At 68.5% G+C, this 14,427-nt stretch carries 11 protein-coding genes; 6 read left to right on the top strand and 5 right to left on the bottom strand.

The window, feature by feature from the left end:
* Positions 1-598: 598 nt before the first annotated feature.
* Positions 599-1,312: an HNH endonuclease gene (locus SACMADRAFT_RS07935; protein WP_009153283.1), complete on the bottom strand. Its 714-nt coding sequence runs from the start codon at positions 1,310-1,312 to the stop codon at positions 599-601.
* Positions 1,313-1,499: 187 nt separating this feature from the next.
* Here SACMADRAFT_RS07935 and SACMADRAFT_RS07930 point away from each other — a divergent pair, with 187 nt between their 5' ends.
* The 3 genes from SACMADRAFT_RS07930 to SACMADRAFT_RS07920 are packed head-to-tail and all read left to right on the top strand — an operon-like array spanning position 1,500 to position 4,441.
* Positions 1,500-2,495 (top strand): mechanosensitive ion channel family protein, encoded by a 996-nt coding sequence (locus SACMADRAFT_RS07930; RefSeq protein ID WP_009153282.1) that lies wholly within the window; start codon positions 1,500-1,502, stop codon positions 2,493-2,495.
* 31 nt (positions 2,496-2,526) lie between these two features.
* Entirely contained in the window at positions 2,527-2,928 is a 402-nt protein-coding gene (locus tag SACMADRAFT_RS07925) for a globin (protein WP_009153281.1), read from the top strand.
* A gap of 4 nt (positions 2,929-2,932) precedes the next feature.
* The gene (locus SACMADRAFT_RS07920; RefSeq protein ID WP_009153280.1) at positions 2,933-4,441 is read left to right on the top strand and encodes an alpha-amylase family glycosyl hydrolase; all 1,509 of its coding nucleotides are present in this window, start codon (positions 2,933-2,935) and stop codon (positions 4,439-4,441) included.
* An 8-nt stretch (positions 4,442-4,449) separates the two neighbouring features.
* Here the strand turns inward: SACMADRAFT_RS07920 and SACMADRAFT_RS07915 are convergent, their stop codons facing one another.
* Entirely contained in the window at positions 4,450-5,313 is an 864-nt protein-coding gene (locus tag SACMADRAFT_RS07915; protein ID WP_009153279.1) for an NBR1-Ig-like domain-containing protein, read from the bottom strand.
* 275 nt (positions 5,314-5,588) lie between these two features.
* Here SACMADRAFT_RS07915 and SACMADRAFT_RS07910 point away from each other — a divergent pair, with 275 nt between their 5' ends.
* Genes SACMADRAFT_RS07910 through SACMADRAFT_RS07900 form a run of 3 tightly spaced genes read left to right on the top strand, consistent with a single transcriptional unit; the run spans position 5,589 to position 8,203 of the window.
* On the top strand, positions 5,589-6,434 hold the full coding sequence (locus SACMADRAFT_RS07910) for a peptidoglycan-binding domain-containing protein (protein WP_009153278.1): 846 nt from the start codon (positions 5,589-5,591) through the stop codon (positions 6,432-6,434).
* 40 nt (positions 6,435-6,474) lie between these two features.
* Positions 6,475-7,338, top strand: a complete 864-nt coding sequence (locus tag SACMADRAFT_RS07905; RefSeq protein ID WP_009153277.1) for a M23 family metallopeptidase — start codon at positions 6,475-6,477, stop codon at positions 7,336-7,338.
* 16 nt (positions 7,339-7,354) lie between these two features.
* Complete coding sequence (locus SACMADRAFT_RS07900; protein WP_009153276.1) at positions 7,355-8,203, top strand: hypothetical protein; 849 nt, start codon at positions 7,355-7,357, stop codon at positions 8,201-8,203.
* Positions 8,204-8,297: 94 nt separating this feature from the next.
* Here SACMADRAFT_RS07900 and SACMADRAFT_RS07895 read toward each other — a convergent pair whose 3' ends face one another.
* The 3 genes from SACMADRAFT_RS07895 to SACMADRAFT_RS07885 are packed head-to-tail and all read right to left on the bottom strand — an operon-like array spanning position 8,298 to position 14,346.
* On the bottom strand, positions 8,298-8,933 hold the full coding sequence (locus tag SACMADRAFT_RS07895) for a hypothetical protein (protein WP_009153275.1): 636 nt from the start codon (positions 8,931-8,933) through the stop codon (positions 8,298-8,300).
* Positions 8,930-9,367: an acyl-CoA thioesterase gene (locus SACMADRAFT_RS07890; RefSeq protein WP_009153274.1), complete on the bottom strand. Its 438-nt coding sequence runs from the start codon at positions 9,365-9,367 to the stop codon at positions 8,930-8,932. The genes SACMADRAFT_RS07895 and SACMADRAFT_RS07890 overlap by 4 nt, the downstream gene beginning before the upstream one ends.
* On the bottom strand, positions 9,364-14,346 hold the full coding sequence (locus SACMADRAFT_RS07885) for an NAD-glutamate dehydrogenase (RefSeq protein WP_198285941.1): 4,983 nt from the start codon (positions 14,344-14,346) through the stop codon (positions 9,364-9,366). The genes SACMADRAFT_RS07890 and SACMADRAFT_RS07885 overlap by 4 nt, the downstream gene beginning before the upstream one ends.
* Between the last annotated feature and the right edge of the window lie 81 nt (positions 14,347-14,427).

Genomic DNA, 14,427 nt, shown 5'->3' with positions numbered 1-14,427 from the left:
TCCCACGGTGAAACAACACACGGTCAGCGGCCCGGTCTGCGGTCCCCCAGTTGGCACGCACCCGCTCGCACGTTGGTTTGAAACCGTCCTCGCGAAAGGTCGCACAACCACATACGGGCGGCGGCACCGCGCGGGTCGGCCTTGTTCGTTTCCGAAGATCCTCGTAGTTTTTTCACCTGTACGGGTCTTGCGCCCTCCGCTCCCATCCCCAAGAGATCACCCACCGGTCACAGGAGGCCCCCATGCCAACCGTTCTGCCCCCCGCTGAGCGCAATGGCACCGACATTTCGTCACGCTTTGATATGGCTGCGCACCGTGGCACCCGCGTCACGCTGGGCACGCGAGTCACTTGTGGCACCCGTGTCACGCGTGGCACACGCGTCACCCGCGGCACCAGGGTGACCTCCGGAACCCGGGTGACCCGGGGCACCCGCGTCACCCGCGGCACCAGAGTCACCTCCGGCACCCGTGTCACCCGAGGAACCAGGGTCACGCGAGGCACGCGAGTGACCGCCGGTACCCGAGTCACCAGCTGACGCCGACCACGACACCGAGCACGACCACCGAGGAAGGCGGCACGCACCGGACAGGTCCCGCCCTACGCTGCCGGGGCGCCGAGGTAACGCTGCCACACCGGGTCGGCCTCGGTGGAATGCGCGAGCAGCCGCCAGTGCGGGCCGTGCGGCGCCTGCGGCACCACCCGAAGCCGCCAACCGAGCTCCGACAGGAGCTTGTCGGCCTTGCGGTGGTTGCACTTGGCACAGCAGGCGACGCAGTTCTGCCACGAATGCGCACCCCCGCGGCTGCGCGGCACCACATGATCGATAGTCTCCGCACGCGCGCCGCAGTACGCGCACCGGAAGCGGTCCCGATGCATCAGACCCGCCCGAGTGAGCGGGACCTGGGCCCGGTACGGTACCCGGACGTAAGTGCTGAGGCGGATCACCGAAGGCACCTCGACCGTCATGGTCGCCGCGTGCAGGGTGAGCCCGGCCGGGTCTTCGTGCACCACCTCGGCCTTACCGCAGACGAGCAACACGATGGCGCGCCGCAGTGGCAGCGCCGTGAGCGGTTCGAAGGTGGCGTTGAGCAACAGCACCCGACGTTTGCCCCAGCCGGGATTGCCTGCCGGATCGCGGGAGCGCCGCTGCCCGTGAGAACGGGTGACGCGGCCGCCACGAGCAGGCGGGCCGACGGGCATCGGCCCACTCGGACTCACGCTGACCGCCGGCGCGCGCAGCAGGGCCTCCGGCGCCTGCCCGGCCGGATGCCGGGCATCGGCGCCGCGAGGGCTGGGTTGTCGGTCTGGCACGCGACCACCTCCACCGGTGCTGCCCTAGTCGACCACAAACCACACCCCGAACGCACGCGCGTTCGGCGACGCATCGTCTCCAAGTACGGTTGCGGAGGAACTGGACGTGGTCAACCTGCCCTAACCGACGCGGTCGTGGGACGGGTGAGTGGGCGGCGTCACAACCGGGAAGGAGCCTTGCCCCAAAGTGGAAGAGCTGCTCAGCGAGCCGCCGTCCTGCATCCAGGTCGAGGGTTCCTGGTGCCGGCAGGTCTGGCAACTCACGAACAACGAATGGCTGGCCGCCTCGGCCGACTGGCTGATCGCCAAACCGCTGGCGATCCTGCTGATCATCGTGCTGGCGGTGCTCATCCGGTTCCTGGTTCGCAAACTGATCGACAGGCTCACCACGACGCCACGCGACTCGGACAACAAGTTGCCCGCCGTGCTGCGGCCGCTGCGCGAGCGCGCCCCCGAAGTGCTCGGGCCGGTCGTACTTGAGCGAAGACGGCAACGAGCCAAGACCATCGGCTCGGTACTGAAGTCCCTCACCAGCTTCGTCGTCTTCGGGCTCGCCTCCGTACTCATCCTCGGTGAGCTCGGGATCAACCTCGCTCCCATCCTCGCCTCAGCGGGCATCGTCGGTGTGGCGCTGGGCTTCGGCGCGCAGAACCTCGTACGGGACTTCCTGTCCGGCATGTTCATGATGCTGGAGGACCAGTACGGCGTCGGTGACATCGTGGATGTCGGTGAGGCCGTCGGTTCGGTGGAAGCCGTGGGCCTGCGGATCACCACACTGCGTGACATCAATGGCACCGTCTGGTACGTGCGCAACGGCGAGATCCTCAGGGTCGGTAACTCCAGCCAGGGACACGCGGTAGCGCTGGTGGACATCCCGCTCGGCTACCACACCGACGTGACCAAGGCCACCGCCGTACTCGCAAAGGTGGCCGACGAGGCCGCGGCGAAGGACTCGATCGCCCCGGATGTGCTCGAACCTCCAGAGGTGCTCGGCGTGGAGAACGTGACGCCGGAGGGCATCGTGCTGCGCGTGACCATGAAGGTTCGGCCTGGCAGGCAGTGGACGGTGCAGCGGGCACTTCGAGCCGAAATCATGAACGCCCTGGAACGCGAGGGCTTCGAACCTCCGCTCGGACGCTTCTTCCGCACCGGGCGGGCAGGCGCGGGCGGGACCGAATCTTGATAGCGCCAGGCACAATGGAGGGGTGGCACAGGTGAGCAGTGACTCCGAGGCGAGCGACCCGCGCAGCTTCTACGAAGCCGTGGGCGGTGAGCCGACGTTCCGCAAGCTGATCTCGCGGTTCTACGCCGAGGTCGCGGAAGAACCCGTGCTGCGTCCGCTCTACCCGGAGCAGGATCTCGGTCCCGCCGAAGAGCGCCTGCGGTTGTTCCTCATGCAGTACTGGGGCGGGCCGCACACCTATTCGGAGCGGCGGGGCCACCCCCGGCTGCGCATGCGGCACGTGCCGTTCAAGATCGGCCCGACCGAACGCGACGCCTGGTTGCGTGCCATGCGTGTGGCCGTGGACGAGACCGGTGTGGAGGAACCGTACCGCAGCCAGCTTTGGCAGTACCTCGAGATGGCGGCGCACTCGCTGGTGAACAGCTGGGAGTGAACCCGTGCGAAGACGCGGCCCGCCGCCACCGGCGAACGACTCGCCGTGGTGGCGGCACGCGGTGTGTTACCAGGTCTTCGTGCGCTCCTTCGCCGACTCCGACGGCGACGGCATCGGCGACCTCGAGGGTGTCCGCGACCGGCTGGGATATCTGGAACTGCTCGGCGTGGACGCCGTGGCTGTGTCACCGTTCTACCTCTCCGCAGGCGTCGCGGACGGCTACGACATAGCGGGCCCACGCGCGGCCGACCCGGTCCTCGGCGGGATCGAGGCGTTCGAACGGCTTGTCGGCGAGGCCCACCGGCGCGGACTGCGGGTCCTCCTCGACGTGGTACCCGGCCACACCAGCGACCGGCACGGTTGGTTTCTCGACGCGCTGGCCGCCCCACCCACCGCACCGCAACGCCTGCGCTACCACTTCCACGAGGGCAGCGGCACGGCAGGTGAGCTGCCGCCCAACGACTGGCTCGATGCCGACGGAGCTTCGGCATGGTCACGCGCCGACGACGGCCAGTGGTACCTGCACCTGCTCGGGCGCGGCCTGCCGGACCTGAACTGGTCCGATCCCATGGTCGGAGCGGACTTCGAGAAGACACTTCGGTTCTGGCTCGATCGTGGGGCCGACGGCTTCCGCGTCGTCGCCGCACATGCGCTCAACAGTCGGATCGAGCCGACCGACCTGGGCGTCGGTGGCCCCACCCCACCCCTTGACCGCGACGGAGTGCACCGAGCACTGCGAGCGATCCGTGCGGTGCTCGACAGCTATCCGGATTCCGTGGCGATCGGCGAGGTCGGTAGCCCAGGGCGGCCGGCCACCCTCGGCCGGCTGCTACGGCCCGACCAGCTACACCTCGCCACCGATCGCAGGTTCGCGTCGGCACCGTTCGATGCCGACGCGGTACAGGCGACGATCTCCTCCACCCTCGCCGCCACCTCCGCCGCGGCGACGACACCGGCGTGGACACTCACCACCCACGACGGCACACGGCCGGTTTCGCGCTACGGCGGTGGGCCGCGCGGGCGGAACCGCGCGCGGGCGATGGCACTCGTGCAACTGGGACTGCCGGGGACGGCGTGCGTGTTCAACGGCGACGAGTTGGGCCTGCCCGACGGGGAGCGGGGACCACGTTCGGCCATTGCCTGGCAGGGCAGCGAACCGCCGTTCGGCTTCTCCGCGCCGCCCGGCACGTGGGTGCCGATGCCGCGTGAATGGGCGGAGCTGACCGTGGAGTCCCAGCTGGGGGGAGCGGACTCGACGCTGTCGCTGTACCGGCGCGCGCTCGAACTACGGCGTGCCCACCCGGCGGGCACGGGCGAGGAACTGGAATGGTACGGCGCCCCACCTGGCTGCTTCGCCTACCGCAGACCCGGCGGCCTGGTGTGTGCGCTCAACACCTCGGCCGCGCCGGTGCCACTGCCCGATGGGGAGGTGCTGCTGTCGAGTGCACCCCTCGCCGACGGCAAGCTTCCCGCCGACGCCGCGGCGTGGCTGATCGCGGCCCGGCGGCGATAACCCGGCGGCTACTTGCGCACCCGCACCTCGAAGTAGAGCGGCCGGTAGCCGGGCATCAGCACGCGGCCCGACGAATCCACCATCTTCCAACGCACCTTGCAGTCCACGGGTGTCTTCGACGGCGTCCGAACCGTGACCGTGATCTGCACGCTCTGCCGGGGAAAGGTGTGGTTGATCGGGATGCGTTCCGGGGTGGCGCAGTCCTCGGGGCCGATCGGGAGGTCGATTCGTTGCAGATAGCGGTTGCGCCATTCCACCGAGCCGGTGTTGCGGATCTCCCAGATCTTCACGAACTGTGAGTCGGGCTCCACCACGGTGCCGTCTGGATAGGTCACATCCCGGATGAACTTGCTCGCGTCGCCCTCGTAGACCATGGCCTGGGGGTCCGCGCTCTCGGTGCCGTCGGCCGAGGTGATGCGGAAGGCGACGACGGCCAGCACGGCGACGACGGCTGCGGGCGCGAGCACGACGAGCCAACGCGAGCGCCACCACGGCCGCGTTGACCCGGGTGCGTCCTCGGTGTCGGCGTGGTCGGCTGCGGCGGTCTCGGCTTCGGTGCCGGCATCGGCGTCTGCACCGGCATCGGCATCGGCCTGCTCGCGGCTGTGCGACAGTGCGCGCGACACCTCCTGCCACCGGGCGTGCCACTCGCTCTCGTCACCCTCGCAGGCCCGCACGAACTCGCGCACGGTTTCCCACGGTTGCAGCCGATGCCCGGTGACCGTCAGATGCAGTGTCGCGTGGGAAACCGCACCCGACTTGGCGGCCATACGGCGGAACGACGGCTCACCCGCCCGCTCCCGAAGGTGCCTCAGTTCGGCCATGAACGCTTCGAGTTCGACCGGTCTTTCCACAGCCTCTGGTCCGGGCACGCGTCTCCTCCTCCGGTGCGTACCTGCTCGGCCCGCTGCATCACCACCGATGTGTCAATGTGACACGGATTCGTGTCACATCATGTGGCTGGCCAACGTTAGCACGGGCACGGCCACAACACCGGTGTGAACAGCGAAATCCCGATGCCGCACCGCCGCCCGGCTCAGCAGCGGGCGCTGTCTGACGTCAGACAGATCGTCAGTGGGGTACCGCTTCGCCCGGTTGCCCGGCCAAGGTCGCACCAGCGTTGTCATTCGATGCAAGGAGCGGCTTTGTGAAACCACTATCGGCAGGGGTGGCGGTCGCCGCGGGACTCGTCGCACTCGCGACCGTTCCCGCGATCGCCTCCAGTTCCGCCGAACCGACCCCGGCCACGGCCACGGTCAGCATGGCAGCGGTACTCCGCGCCGCACAGATCGATCCGCAGCGCCACGACCAGACGGTGACTGCGGGGGCAGGCCCCAGCGTCACCGCCGTCGAACGCGCGTTGCGGGCACGGGGGTTACTCGACCAGCAATACGTGGACGGACACTTCGGCTCCAAGACCGTCTCCGCCTACGCCGCCTACCAACGTTCACTCGGCTACGAGGGCCTCGCCGCCAACGGACTGCCCGGTCGGTCGTCGCTGGTCCGACTCGGCACCGACCGCTTCGAGGTGACCCACGTCGTTGGGCCCGGCGCCCGCACGACCCATGGCGGCAAGGTCGTGAACGAGCGCACGAAGGCGATGCTGCGCCAGGCGCAGCGGCTGGCAGGCCACACGTTCAAGCTCGACCAGGGCTCGTACAACCCAGGCGGCGACCCGACGTCCGCGGGCACCCACGACGGCGGCGGCGTGGTCGACATCAACGTCGACGGCATGAACCGTGCCCTGCGCAGCAAGGCGGTGAAGGCGCTGCGCCAGGTGGGTTTCGCCGCCTGGTACCGCACTCCGAGCCAGGGCGACTGGCCGCACCACATCCACGCCGTGGCGATCAACGACCCAGACCTGTCCAGCCCGGCCCAGCACCAGGTGGGCGACTACTACCTCGGCAGGAACGGCCTCGCCAACGAAGCCCCCGACGACGGACCGGAGGTGAAGCCCATCCGCACCTGGGAGCAGTACCGACGCACGCGCTGACAGCCCAACGTCGAACACCACGACAACTTCGGAGGAAGGCATGAGATTGACCCGGAAACTGGCCGCGCTCGGTGCGCTCGCGGCCACGACCGCCGCCGCGCTACTGGTGGGGGGAGCCACACAGGCTTCGGCTGCACCCAACTTCCAGATGCCGTTCAAGTGTGGCTACACCGCCACGGCGGCCACCTTCAGCGGCCACAAACCGGCGTACTCGGTGGACTTCCAGAAGTCCGGCATCACCGGTGACGCGGTGCTGGCCTCGGCCCCGGGAACGGTGACGCGGGTCGACAGCACCGCGCCGGGCGAGAGCTACGGCAAGTGGATCGAGATCAGCCATGGTGGCGGCTGGACCACTCGGTACGCCCATCTGTCCGTGCAATCGGTGCGTCAGGGGCAGCAGGTGCGCCTCGGCACCAAGATCGGCCAGGCAGGCGCGACCGGCGGTGTCACCGGGCCGCACCTGCACTACGAACAGCGCTACAACGGCACCGCCCGCAAGGTTGTACTCAACGGCCGATCCGTGCCCTACTACGGTCACACCTCGTTCACCAGCAGGAACAGCTGCGGCGGCGGGGGCGGCAACCCGTACAGCCCCAAGGAGGTCTGCGGTTCCGGCTACTCCGTCATCGACCGTCATGCCCTTGGCAAGGCAGGCACCGTGTACCTCATGTACAACGCAGGCAACGGCAAGAACTGCGTCACCACGCTGAAGTCGTCCTCGCTGGGCAAGAAGACCCCGGCATCGGCCTTCCTCAAGCCGAAGGGTGGCACGCGTGCGACGGATTCCGGCAACTACACCTACTACGCCGGACCGGTGCGCAAGAGCGCCGCGAAGACCTGCGTGCAGTGGGGTGGGTCGCTCGGCGACAGGAAGTACACCAGCCCGTTCGAGCACTGTGGTTGATGGTGGCGAAACCCAGATGACCAAATCCATCATGCGCAGGCTGACGGCAGCAGCGGTGCTGGCCGCGCTGTCGGGCGGTTTGCTCACCGGGGCGGCGACCGCGTCGCCCGCGCCGAGCGGGGCCGCAGGCTCGAGTTCCAGCACGGTCAACATGGAAGCCCTGATCAAGGCGGCCATGTGGGATCCCTACAAGTCCGGCCAGGGCATCACCGACGGGTCCGGCCCCAGCGTGAGGAAGGTCGAGGCCGCCCTCGCCGCCAAGGGTTTGCTCGCCAGGAAGTACGTCGACGGGCATTTCGGTACCTCCACGGTGCGGGCATACGCCGCCTACCAGCGCTCCCTCGGCCACAGCGGCCTGGCAGCCAGCGGGCTGCCGGGCAAGGGCTCCCTCGCCACGCTGGGCAAGGGCCGCTACTCGCTGGTCAGGATCATCGATGTCGGTGGGCGAACCGCCATGGACGGCAAGCCCGTCAACCGGCGCACCGCGCAGATGATCAGGGCGGCACAACGGCGTGCCGGGGTCGATTTCACGGTGACCCAGGGGTCCTACGGCGGCGTGGACGCCTCCGGCGGCACCCATGACGGCGGCGGCGCCGTCGACCTGTCGGTGCGCGGCCTGCCGAACATCAACGCCGCGGTGAGGGCGCTGCGTCAGGTCGGCTTCGCCGCGTGGCACCGCAAACCGAACCAGGGCCCGTGGGCCGCGCACATTCACGCCGTCGCGATCAGCGACACCGACATGTCCCCCCAGGCGCAGCGACAGGTCGGCGCCTACTTCAACGGCCGCAACGGACTCGCCGACAACGGCAAGGACGACGGCCCCAAGGTGAAGAAGGTGACCTGGGAGGAATACCGGCGTCGCTGACAACACGGCAGCAACCGCCACCCGGCCGGACGGTCGAACCGAACCGGCCGGGTGGCTCGTGTTCGAGGAGAAACCGCGAGTACGGCCACGCGGTTCAGAAGAGCAGCGGCAGCAGGGCTTGCCTGCGGCGCAACACCGCGCCGTAACGCGCGTCCAGCCGAAGCCACGAGTCCGTCGCGGCCACCTTCACCACGTCGCCCTCACGTGAGGAGTCCACGAACCCCATGCCGGACAGTGCGAGCAGGCACCGCATGGGCACGTTGACCTCGACTCCCTCCCCGGAGACCGTCAGCACGTTCTGGTCCAGCAGTGAAGCAGGCGGCGTCCCGTGAGGCCCGACGTTCTCCCGAGCCAGCGCCACGCCACGGTCGGCGAGATCGGCTACCACCGTGACCGGCAGGTCGTCGACTCGCCGCCAGCCGTTCACCGCGGGCAGTTCCGAACGCCACAGCAGATCGCGCGGAGGTCCGGGGTCCATCCGCTCCCCCGGCGCCACGGTCAGCGCTGCCAGCAGTTCGGCGCCGGTGACGCTGACGTCGCCGGGCTCGACTTCCCCCTCCACGGCTCGCGTCACCAGTACCTCGAAGGGTGTGGCCGCCCACGCCTCGACCACCCCTGTCGAACGCATGCGCAGCCGCACCACCGCCTGCCCGTCCAGCCGAACCGCCCTGGCGATGAACGCGCCGAGACTCTCCCTGTCCGCGGGGTCCGGGATACGCAGTTCGGTCACCTGGGCGCTCCTCCGGGAAGGTGCGAACTGAGATATGCGCGTTCGGAAGCGGTCAGCCGTCGCGGGCGTGCGAGGTTGACGTCGTAGGGAGCGAGCACGGTACTGGCGGTCGCCGCGACCTCGTCGCCCTCGCCGCACCCGGTACGAACCAGATAGTCGAGAGTGAACGAGGCATGTCTCAATTGGCTCAACGTGATCTCCACCCGCACTTCCCGGCCGTCGACGACGATCGGCGTTCGATACGCCACCTCCAGCCGCACCACGACGATACCCTTGGCGAACTCCGAAAGACCTTTCGCCTCGGCACCGTCGAACAGCAGCGGCACCCGCGCCTCCTCCAGCAGCGTCACCAGGTTGGCGTGGTTCACATGCCCGAAAACGTCCATGTCCGACCAGCGAGGACGCACCAGCGCCACGTACTGACCCACGGTCATCGCACGGTGCTGCGGATCTGTCGCGCCGCCACGGAAAGCATGGCCAGGTCCAGCCCGCCGGAAGTCTCGATCTCGTCGAGCGTGGCCCGCGCCCTCGCCAGCCGGGAGGCGTTCGCCTGCTCCCATTTGGCGATCTTGTCGGCCACGCTTTCCTCCGGATCGGTGTGCCGTAGCGCGTCGAGGGTGATGGCCCGCAACGAGGAGTACAGGTCGTCACGCAGCGCGAGCCGGGCCAGCGCGTGCCAGCGGTTGTCCCGCTCGAGCTGGTTGACCGAGACCAGCATGCGCTCCATCCCCAGATGGTCGGACAGCGCGTAGTACAGCTCGGCTGTCTCGATCGGGCTGCGCTCGGCGTCGAGCCCAACCTCGCGCTCGGCGAGTTCGGCGACCTCGATGATGTCGAGCAGGCCGTAACTGGACAGCAGCAGCGAGACACGCCGCGCCAGCTCGGCGGGCACCCCCTGGCCGATCAGCGACGCGGCCTGCCTGTGCACACCGTCGGCTTCCTCACCCCGTACCAAGTCGCCGAGCCTGGGCAACAACTCGGCCACCGCCGCCCCGAACCTGCTGATCTCGGCGCCCACCGCCAACGGCTGGGGCCGGTTGGTCAAGAACCAGCGGGCGGCACGGTCGAGCAGCCTGCGTGTCTCCAGCACCATCGCGTCGGCGGTATCGGTGGAAACCACGTTGTCGAGTGCGCAGATGCCCGACCACAGCTCCGGAAGGCCGTAGACGCTCGTAACCACCGCGAAGGCACGAACGGCGTCGGTCGCCGTGGCGTTGAGTTCCTCGGCCAGCCGGAACGCATACGACACGCCCGCGCCGTCGACGACTTCGTTGACCACCAACGTGGTGGTGATCTGGCGACGCAGCGGGTGCCGGGCGATCCCGTCGGCGTGCTTGTCCCGCAACGGAGTCGGGAAGTACTCCCCGAGCCTGCGCGCGAACACGTCGGCGTCGGGCAGTTCGCTGCCGAGCAGCTCGTCCTTGAGATCGAGCTTCACGTGAGCGAGCAGCGTGGCCAGCTCCGGTGAGGTGAGGCCGAGGCCTGCCTTTTCGAGTTCGGCGAACTCCGCGTCGCTCGGCAACGCCTCGAGATAGCGGTCGAGTGCGCCCTTCTCCTCCAGCGCGGACACCAGTCGCCGGTGAACGGAAAGCATCGGGGACGCGTGCGCCCTGCTGATGCCGAGCACGGCGTTCTGTCGGTAGTTGTCGGCCAGAACCAGTTCCGCGACCTCGCCGGTCATCTGCTCCAGCAGGTCGTTTCGCCTGCCTCGGTCCAGCTCCCCCGCCGACACCAGCTGGTCCAGCATGATCTTGATGTTGACCTCGTGGTCGGAGCAGTCCACCCCGGCGGAGTTGTCCAGCGCGTCCGTGTTGATCTTGCCGCCGTGCCTGGCGAACTCGATGCGTCCGCGCTGCGTCAGCCCTAGGTTGCCGCCCTCGCCGACCACCTTCACCCGAAGCTGGCTGCCGTTCACGCGCACCGCGTCGTTGGCCTTGTCACCGGCGTCGGCGTGGGTCTCGCTCTCGGCCTTGACGTAGGTCCCGATCCCGCCGTTCCAGAGCAGATCCACCGGTGCCTGCAGGATGGCGTGTACGAGTTCCGCGGGCGACATCCGCACCATGTCTTCGGCAAGCCCGAGGGCCGCACGAACCTGGGGCGTGATCGGCACGGTCTTGGCGCTGCGGGGGAACACCCCACCGCCTTCGCTGATGAGCGAGCGGTCGTAGTCCTCCCACGACGAACGGGGAAGTTCGAACAGCCGCTTGCGTTCCCGGTAGGAGCGGGCCGCATCCGGGTTGGGGTCCAAGAAGATGTGCAAGTGGTTGAAGGCGGCCACCAGGCGGATGTGCTCCGACAGCAGCATCCCGTTGCCGAACACGTCACCGGCCATATCCCCGATGCCGACGACGGTGAAGTCCTCGCTCTGAGTGTCGACACCCAGTTCGCGGAAGTGTCGCTTGACGCTTTCCCAGGCACCGCGCGCGGTGATGCCCATCGCCTTGTGGTCGTAGCCCATCGAGCCGCCGGAGGCGAACGCGTCGCCGAGCCAGTAGCCGTACTCGGCGGCCACCTCGTTGGCGATGTCGGAGAACGAGGCCGTTCCCTTGTCCGCGGCCACGACGAGGTAGTTGTCGTCTCCGTCGTATCTGACCACGTTCGGAGCCGGAACCGTCTCACCGTCCACGAGGTTGTCGGTGAGGTCGAGCAACCCGGAGATGAACATCCGGTAGCAGGCGACGCCTTCGGCCTGCAGTGCATCGCGGTCGGCCGCGGGGTCGCCGGTCGGCGCGGGCGGGGTCTTCAGGACGAAACCGCCCTTCGCTCCCACCGGGACGATCACCGCGTTCTTCACGGCCTGCGCCTTCACCAGACCCAGGATCTCGGTACGGAAGTCCTCCCTGCGGTCCGACCAGCGCAATCCACCACGGGCGACGGAACCGAACCTCAGGTGCACGCCCTCCACCTGGGGCGAGCACACGAAGATCTCGTAGGCCGGGCGGGGTTCCGGCAGGTCGGGAACCTGCTGCGGGTCGAGCTTGAAGGCCAGGTAGGGGCGCGGCCTGCCCTGCTCGTCAGCCACCCAGAAGTTGGTGCGCAACGTCGCCACGATCACCGCCAGCAGCCTGCGCAGGATTCGGTCGCTGTCCAGGCTGGTCACCGCGTCGATCATGGTGTTGATCTCCGCGATCCGAATGTCGGTGCGCTGCGCGCGCTCTTGCGAATCAAGGCCGGGCCCGAACCGGGTCTCGAACAACCGCACCAGTGCCGTGGCGATCTCGGTGTGGTTCAACACGGCGTTTTCGATGTACTCCTGCGAGTACGGGCTGCCTGCCTGCCTCAGATAACGCGAGTAGGCCCGCAACACCGCGACCTGGCGCCAGTTCAGCCCCGCGCGTAGCACGAGCGCGTTGAAGCCGTCGGTCTCCGCCTTGCCCAACCAGGCGGCGGCGAACGCGTCCTGGAACCGGGCGCGCAGATCGCGCTCGGCCTGCTCGTCGAGTTCGGCGAGCACCTTGGGCTCCACGCGCAAACCGAAATCGTAGATCCACGCCCGGCTGCCGTCCTCGCGCCGCAACTCGTAGGGCCGCTGGTCGATCACCTCGACGCCCATCCGCTGCAGCACCGGCAGCAGCGCGGACAGCGTGACACCCTCGCCGAGCAGATACAGTTTGAACCGCCGCTGGCCCGGGTCCGCGTCGTCGGGAACGTAGAACGACATGTTCAGGTCGTCGCTGCCGTGCAACGCCTCCAGGTTGCGCAGGTCGGCGAGCGCGACCTCGGCGGGAAAGTCCTCCTTGTAGGCCTCGGGGAACATCTGCGCGAAACGCTGGCCCTGTTCGGTGGCCGACTCCTCCCCCGCGAGCGTCACGGCCCTGCCGTCGCCCGCCCTGACCCTGCGCTCGGCGAGGATCGCGTCAACCATACGGTCGTCCCAACTACGCACGGCCTCGTTCAGCCGCTCCTGGATGCGCAGCGTGTCGGGCTCGGCGGTGCCGACGGGGTCGGTGTGCACGGTGAAGTGCACCTGCGCCAGCATGGTCTCGCCCAGCCGCGTGCTGTACTCGAGGTGGGTTCCGTCCAACTCGTCCAGCAACACTTCCTGCATGGCCAGCCGGGACCGGGTGGTGTAGCGGTCGCGGGGCAGGAAGACCAGGCACGAGTAGAACCGGCCGTAGGGGTCCCTGCGCAGGAACAGCCGCAACCGCCTGCGGTCGGCCAGGGTGATCGCGCCGGTCGCCGTCACGTACAGCGAATCGAGGTCGGCGGAGAACAGGTCCGTGCGTGGCCAGTTCTGCAGCACCTCGAGCATCCGCTGCCCGGAGTAGGACTCCATCGGGAAGCCCGCTCGGTGAATGACCTCGCGCACCCTGCGATCGATCACCGGGATGTCGAGCACGTCCTCGTGCAGCGCCGATGTGGTGAACATGCCGAGGAAGCGGTGTTCCCCCTTGATGTAGCCATGCTCGTCGAAGATCCGCACCCCGATGTAGTAGGGATACACCGGACGGTGCACTGTGGACGGTGCGCTGGCGTGCGTCAGCACCAGCAAGGTCGGGTTCAGCGCCTGCGCGGCACGGTCGGCGCCCTCGGTGAGGCTGCGCGCGGCCAGACTGTCCTGCCGTAGCACACCGAGGCCGGAGGCCAGCACCGCGCGAAGCGCCGGTTGGCCACCGTCGGGGTCGGCGACCACCTCGTAGCGGCGGTAACCGAGGAAGGTGAAGTGCCCTTCGGTCAGCCACCGCAACAGTTTCGTGGCGTCCTCGACGTCCTCCGTTGGCGACGGCGGCGGATCGGCCTCCAGCCTGTCCGCGATGCGGCGCGCAGCTTCGGCCATCTTCTCGGTGTCCTCGACGACTTCGCGCACGTCCCCGAGCACCGCGGTGAGTCGGCGATCGAGGTCCTGCGCCCGGTGCGGGTCCCCGATCGGATCGATCTCGAGATACATCCAGGATTCCGTGGCCGCTCCCGCCGGCGGCTCCGCGACGTCGGCCTCGGGATGTACCCGCAGCAGGTGCCCGGTGACGTCCCTGCTCACCACGACGATGGGGTGGACGATGCGCTGTACCTGCACGCCGTTTCGGGACAACTCGGCGGCGACGGAGTCGACCAGGTACGGCATGTCGTCCGTGACCAGTTGCACGACGGTGGCTTCCCGCGCCCAGCCGTCCTGCTCGATGGTCGGGTTGAACAGCCGGACGACCGGCCTGCCGGGAACCCGTTCCGCGGCCAGCTCGAGATGTGAACGCACCGCGCCGACGAGGTCCGAGGGTTCGTCGCCGATGATCTCCTCGGCGGGGATGAGGCGGTAGTACAGGCGGATCAGAGCTGCGATGTCGGGGGTCTGCGAGGCGGCCGAGTCGACCAACTCGTCCCGGATCTGTTCCGGGCTGCGAGACCGTCGGGGACCATCTCGCATCGAGCCGTCCAGTCCCTCTTCGGCCGATCGAACCGAGACTCCGGTCGAGCTCATCTCAGGCAACGCAACTCTCCACTCCCTGGCATTCACACCACGTCGTGCCGCTCCAGGGTTACCTTACTGTGACCGGGCAAG

Source organism: Saccharomonospora marina XMU15, assembly GCF_000244955.1.
GTDB classification, from domain to species: Bacteria; Actinomycetota; Actinomycetes; order Mycobacteriales; family Pseudonocardiaceae; genus Saccharomonospora_A; species Saccharomonospora_A marina.
The sequence above is the reverse complement of the archived record's forward strand: the minus strand, read 5'-3'. Positions and strand labels throughout refer to the sequence as shown.

What these genes read in the sequence shown, in the direction of transcription:
- SACMADRAFT_RS07900 (WP_009153276.1), top strand. Translation starts at nt 7,355, where the DNA reads ATGACCAAATCCATCATGCGCAGGCTGACGGCAGCAGCGGTGCTGGCC.
- SACMADRAFT_RS07890 (WP_009153274.1), bottom strand. Translation starts at nt 9,367, where the DNA reads ATGACCGTGGGTCAGTACGTGGCGCTGGTGCGTCCTCGCTGGTCGGAC.
- SACMADRAFT_RS07885 (WP_198285941.1), bottom strand. Translation starts at nt 14,346, where the DNA reads ATGAGCTCGACCGGAGTCTCGGTTCGATCGGCCGAAGAGGGACTGGAC.
- SACMADRAFT_RS07905 (WP_009153277.1), top strand. Translation starts at nt 6,475, where the DNA reads ATGAGATTGACCCGGAAACTGGCCGCGCTCGGTGCGCTCGCGGCCACG.